This window comes from Nocardia farcinica (assembly GCF_029867845.1).
In the GTDB taxonomy this organism is placed as follows: Bacteria; Actinomycetota; Actinomycetes; order Mycobacteriales; family Mycobacteriaceae; genus Nocardia; species Nocardia farcinica_A.
The window spans coordinates 1-5704 of the sequence record NZ_JARWRU010000979.1 but is presented as its reverse complement, the minus strand read 5'-3'; the positions used below and the strand labels follow the sequence as shown (position 1 = coordinate 5704).

General features: G+C 73.6%; 5 protein-coding genes. 3 read left to right on the top strand and 2 right to left on the bottom strand.

Annotation, left to right across the window (positions count from 1 at the left end; all coding sequences use genetic code 11):
- On the bottom strand, window positions 1–1114 hold a 1114-nt coding region (locus tag QH283_RS21620), incomplete at its 3' end, for a PspC domain-containing protein (RefSeq protein ID WP_280504799.1).
- Window positions 1115–1319: 205 nt separating this feature from the next.
- On the opposite strand from QH283_RS21620, the gene QH283_RS21615 reads away from it, so the two are divergent.
- Together QH283_RS21615 and QH283_RS21610 are read left to right on the top strand one after the other, a co-directional pair.
- Window positions 1320–2780 (top strand): ATP-binding protein, encoded by a 1461-nt coding sequence (locus QH283_RS21615; protein ID WP_280504798.1) that lies wholly within the window; start codon window positions 1320–1322, stop codon window positions 2778–2780.
- A 74-nt stretch (window positions 2781–2854) separates the two neighbouring features.
- Entirely contained in the window at window positions 2855–3490 is a 636-nt protein-coding gene (locus QH283_RS21610; protein WP_280504800.1) for a response regulator transcription factor, read from the top strand.
- A 17-nt stretch (window positions 3491–3507) separates the two neighbouring features.
- Here QH283_RS21610 and QH283_RS21605 read toward each other — a convergent pair whose 3' ends face one another.
- On the bottom strand, window positions 3508–4623 hold the full coding sequence (locus tag QH283_RS21605; RefSeq protein WP_280504797.1) for a serine/threonine-protein kinase: 1116 nt from the start codon (window positions 4621–4623) through the stop codon (window positions 3508–3510).
- A gap of 225 nt (window positions 4624–4848) precedes the next feature.
- Here QH283_RS21605 and QH283_RS21600 point away from each other — a divergent pair, with 225 nt between their 5' ends.
- Window positions 4849–5625, top strand: a complete 777-nt coding sequence (locus QH283_RS21600) for a hypothetical protein (protein WP_280504796.1) — start codon at window positions 4849–4851, stop codon at window positions 5623–5625.
- Window positions 5626–5704 lie beyond the last annotated feature (79 nt).

Here is a 5704-nt window from a genome sequence, read left to right as displayed (position 1 = left end):
GGTCGGGGCCGCGTCGCGGCGTGCCCGCGGAGGTGCTCGGCCCGGTGGGGCGGTCCGGCCGCGCAGGGTCGTCCGGGTCGTGGCCGGCCGGCTGTGCGGCGGGTGCGGCGTCGGTCGGCGAGGCGGGCGTTTCGGACTTCGAGGTGGACTCGGTTGCCTGGGCCGAGGGGACGGCCGCCGTTTCCGGCTCGCGCAGGACCGGAGTCGTCGGGGCGGCCGATGGGTCCGGCGTGGCATCGGAGGTGCTCGTCGAGCCGGCGTCGGTCGGCGGGCGGTCCGCGATGGTGGCGGCGTTCCCGGTCGGGGCGCCCGGTGCGGTGGTGCCCGTCGGCCCGGGCTCGGGAGCCGTCGCCTGCTCGGGAACGGCCTGCTCGGGAACGGCCTGCTCGGGGACGGCCTGCTCGGGGACGGCCTGCCCGGGAACGGGCTGCGCGGGGCCGGCCGATTCGGGGACGGACTGTCCGGGCACGGAGGACTCGGGGACGTAGGAATCCGGCAGCTTCGTGTACGGCGTGTACATCGGCGTCTGCTGGTACGGCCCCGGCGTCGGGGAACTCGCGCCGAACGGCGGGTGGCCACCCGCCGCGCGCGGCGGCGCGGTGGGGAAGGCCGCGCCCGGATAACCGGTGGCGCTCACGGGCGTCTCGTCGGCGTTGTTCGGACTGGTGCCCGGCGGCGGCTCGGGGAAGCGCATGAACAGCATCCACCAGCCCGCCAGCATGAGCGCGGTGCTGATCATCCCGGACCCGGCCATCTCGACACCGATCGGGCCGACCGTGGTGACCGCGATGACCAGGGCGACCATGAGCACGATCGTCTTGGTCTGCGAGCCGCCGTGCTCGCCGTGGTGATGCTTGCGGCCGAACAGCGATTCGGCGGGCGAGAGCCGCGCGCCGGACTCCGGCAGCAGCAGCCAGGCAAGCAGGTAGAGCATGATGCCCGAGCCGCCGAACATGGTGGAGACCGCGAACGCGACCCGGATGAGCACCGGGTCGACGTTGTAGCGCCTGCCGAAGCCTGCCGCCACGCCCGCGATCGGCCCCTGCCTCGGCAGCCGCACCGGCCGGGTCCGCCATATCTGCTGGAGCTGATCCCCGAAGCTCGTTCTGGTCATGTCCTCCATGGTGGGCGCGCGGGCGGCCCGCCACATCGGGGGTAACCCTGAAAATCCACCGGACTCCCCGAGTCCGGTGGACCGGGGTCGTCACCCCTGTGCCCCCGGCTCGGGAAGAGCCGGGCAGGAGCTCGGCGCGACATCGGCGCAACATCAGGGAGAATCCCGATGCCCGTGCTCCGGGCGTCGTGCCAGTATCGAAGGCATGTACCCGACCGGTCCGCTCTACGAGCCTGCCCGTGGCGCCGGGCCCGCGTGGACGGACCCGGCGGGAGCCGCCCGCGGTTACGGGCCCGCCCCGGTGCTGGACGTCGGCGCCCCGCCCGTGCGCTTGGTGCGCCGTTCCGGCGGCCGCATCGTTGGCGGTGTGGCCGGTGGTCTGGCCGACCATCTCGGGCTCGACGTGTTCACCGTGCGGATGGTGTTCGTGCTGCTGTCCGCGCTGGCGGGCGCGGGCATCGTCGCCTACGGCCTGCTGTGGGTGTTCACCCCCGGCGGCTACGACGAGCAGGCGCCGTCGCCGACCGAACGCAGGCAGGCCATCGGTCTGGCCATGCTCGGGATCGGGCTGGCCGTCGCGGTCTCCTGGCTGATGAACGCCACCGTGGCCGCCAAGGTCATCGCCCCGATCGTGGTGGTCGCGGTCGGCGCCGCGCTGGTGTGGCGCGAGTACGACATCGACGGGCCGCGCTCGCTGTTCGGCCTGCCCGCCCGCCCCACCGTCATCACCTGGGCGCGCATCGTCTCCGGGATCACCCTGGTGGTGCTCGGCCTCGGTGTGCTGGTGCTGGCCAGGATCGACCTGGGGTCGCTGGGGTCGGCGCTGATCGCGGTGGTGGTCACGCTGGTCGGCGGCGGGCTGCTCACGGTGCCGCTGTGGCTGAAGATGGCCAGGGCGCTGGACGCCGAGCGCGCCGCCCGCATCCGCAACGAGGAACGCGAGGAGATCGCCTCGCACCTGCACGACTCGGTGTTGCAGACGCTGGCGCTGATCCAGCGGCAGGCCGAGGACCCGCACGAGGTGGTCCGGCTGGCGCGCAGCCAGGAACGCGAGCTGCGGCGCTGGCTGTTCGAGGACACCGGGCCCGCGCATTCCAGCCTGGCCGCGGCCCTGCGGACCATCGCGGGCGAGGTGGAGGACCAGCACGGGGTGAAGGTCACGCCGGTGACCGTCGGCGATGTCACCATGGATGTGACCGATTCCGGCGACGGCCTGCCCAAGGAACACTTCACCGCCCTGCTCGGCGCGACCAGGGAGGCCATGGTCAACGCCGCCAAACACGCCGGCGTGCCGACCGTCGATCTGTTCGCCGAGGTGGAGCCGCATCAGGTGAGCGTGTTCGTGCGCGACCGCGGCGCCGGCTTCGACCCGGCCGAGGTGCCGGGGGACCGGCAGGGCCTGGCCAAGTCGATCCGGGGGCGGATCGAACGTCGCGGCGGGCGGGTGGAGATCCTGTCCACGCCCGGCCGCGGCACCGAGGTGCGGCTGTTCATGCCCCGCGACGACACGGGCGAGGCCGCCACGGATGCCGGGCCGTCCGGCGCCGACGAGGGGAGCCAGGCGTCCGGCGCGGGTTCGGACGACGGCCGGGACGCGCCGTCGGGAGCCGCCACCGGCTCCGGCGCGCGGGCCACGCGCGAGTTCGCTTCCGGGACCGGGCACTGAACGATGTGGTACCGATGGTGTCCGGCCGGAGTGTGTCCGGCGCCGGGGACAGATGAGGAGTGGATCAGGTGACCGTGCGGGTCTTTCTCGTCGACGATCACGCGGTGTTCCGGTCGGGGGTGCGGGCGGAACTGAGCCGGGAGGCCGATCTCGAGGTGGTCGGCGAGGCGGGCGGGGTGGCCGAGGCCATCGCCGGCATCAACAGCACCGAGCCCGACGTGGTGCTGCTGGATGTGCACATGCCCGACGGCGGCGGGGTCGCGGTGCTGTCCGGCATCGAGGAGGGCCCGGTCTGTCTGGCGCTGAGCGTGTCGGACGCGGCCGAGGACGTGATCGCGGTGATCCGCGCGGGCGCCCGTGGTTATGTCACCAAGACGATCTCCGGCGCCGAGCTGGCCGACGGCATCCGCCGGGTGGCCGGGGGCGACGCCGTGTTCAGCCCCCGGCTGGCCGGTTTCGTGCTCGACTCCTTCACCGGTCGCTCCCCGGTGCCCGAGCCGCCGCTCGACCCGGAGCTGGACTCGCTGACCCCGCGCGAACTCGAGGTGCTGCGCCTGCTCGCCCGCGGCTACACCTACCGCGAGATCGCCGAGACGTTGTTCATCTCGGTCAAGACGGTGGAGACGCACGCCTCCAACGTGCTGCGCAAGACTCAGCAGTCCAATCGCAACGCGCTGACCAGGTGGGCGCACCGGCGGCGCATCGACTGAGTCCGCCCGGCGGCCGGTCACATGGCGATGACCAGCACTCCGATGATGATGATCAGCCCGATGAGCAGCCCGATGGTGACCGCGAGTGCCGCGTTGGCCTGCTTGGGCGCGGGCACCTTGGCGCGCTGGGGTCGGGGGACCTGACCTGGGCGGTGCGGGCGCGGCAGCGGCGCCGAGTGCGGGCTGCGCACGCCGATCGAGCCGTTGCGGGTGGCCCAGGAGGGGATGGTGCCGTCCTCGGTGCGCACCGGCGTGCCGAGGATGTAGGAGGCGGTGCCCGGCCCGAACGCGGCCGCGAGGATCTCGTCGCGCGCCTCGGCCATGGTCGGCCTGCGCTGCGGGGCGGGTTCCATCATGTGCAGCAGCGCCTCGGTGAGCTCGCCGGTGCGCTGCGGGGGGATGATCTGGGCCATCGCGGCCCGGTGCACCAGCGCCTCGCTGTCCTCGTCCATGCCGAAGGGCGGCTGACCCTCGATGGCGGTGTAGAGGGTGGCGCCGAGGGAGAACACGTCGGAGGCGGTGGTCGGCTGTGCGCCGCGGGCCACCTCGGGCGGCAGGTAGGCGGGGGTGCCGGTGATGACGCCGTCCGGTTCGTCGGCGGCGTCGCCTGCCCCGCGCGAGATGCCGAAGTCGCTGAGCTTGGCGAAGCCGACCTTGGGGCCGCGATCGGCGACGAGGATGTTGCCCGGCTTGATGTCGCGGTGCACGATGCCCACCGCGTGCGCCGCGGCCAGTGCGTCGGCGACCTGCGCGCCGATCTGGGCGACCTCGAGCACCGGCAGCGTGTCGACCAGGCCGAGCGCCCGCGCCACGCTGCGCGAGGGTAAGTGCTCCATCACCAGCCAGGGCTCGCCCGCCTCCAGCACCACGTCGTAGACGGCGATGGCGTGCTCGTGGGAGAGCTTGGCCGCGACCCGGCCCTCGTGCACGATCTGCTCGCGGATGCGGGCCGCCTCGGCCTCCGGCAGGCCCGCGGTGGTGAGCACCTGCTTGATCGCGACCTCGCGGTCGAGCAGCCGATCGTGGGCCAGCCACACCGCGCCCATGCCGCCACCACCCAGTTTGGAGCGGAGACGGTAGCGGCCTGCGACCAGATAGTCGGGGCCGACGATGGGGCGAGCACGATCGATCATGGTGTGCAGGGTAGCCGAATTCGGTGGTAGACGGCCTGATTCGCCCCCGGCGCGAGTGCGTTCGCATGGGGTCTCGACAGCGCGGCGCGGTGCTGGTCCCGGTCGCTCTTCTCCTCGCGGACATTCGAACGTATATTCGAATATGATCGATAGCTGAAACGATGCTGCGCTCGCGGGCCCGTGCTCGGCCGCGCCGCGGGGGTCCATCGGAAAGTGGGTGTAGTGATGGGTACGGACGCACTGCGAGAAGCCGGGAGCCGCCAGCACGACAGGCAGCGCCAGCTCGCCGAGCTGCGGCGCAGGATGGCGGCGGTGCCCGGCCGCGGCGAGTCGGCCTCGGGGCGGCGGCCCACGGCGCGGGAAACGCGGGAGACGCTGCCGGTGCCGTCCGCCCTCGCCGGTCTGCTGCCCGGCGGCGGGCTCGCCGAGGGGACGGTGGTCTCCTACGCCGGGGCGCGCTCGCTGCTGACCGGCCTGCTGGCCGCCGCCACCGCGCACGGCAGGCACGCCGCGGTCGCCGGACTGCCCGGTCTCGGCCTGCTCGCCGCCGCGGAGATGGGTGCCGACCTGCGCAAACTGGCGGTCATTCCAGAGCCGGGCCCCGACCCGGTCGAGATCGCCGCCGTGCTGCTCGACGGCATCGACCTGGTCGTGCTCGGCCTGCGCGGCGGCAGGGTCGCCCCCTCCCGCGCCAGGGTGATCGCCGCTCGCGCCCGGGCCAAGGGTGCCGTCCTCGTCGTCACCGACGGCTACTGGCCCGACACCACCCTGCGGGTGGACGCCAGGATCGCCGGCTACGCCGGGCTCGGCGCCGGGCACGGCAGGCTGCGCTCGTTCTGCCTCGACGTCGCCGCCTCGCACCGCGCGGGTCAGCCGCGGCGCGGGCGAATCGAATTGCGCCCCACCGGTGGTCGCGTGGAGTGGTGTGCCGTCCCCGCCGGACGCACCGCCGCCGGGCGAATTCCGGGCGAACTTCCGCTCGCGCGGGGAGCGGTGTCGTGAGAGCTGTTCCCGGCGCGCCGTCGTGAGCGGCGAGGCGGGGGTGCAGGCCGGGCGCGTGCTGGCGGTGTGGTGCCAGGAC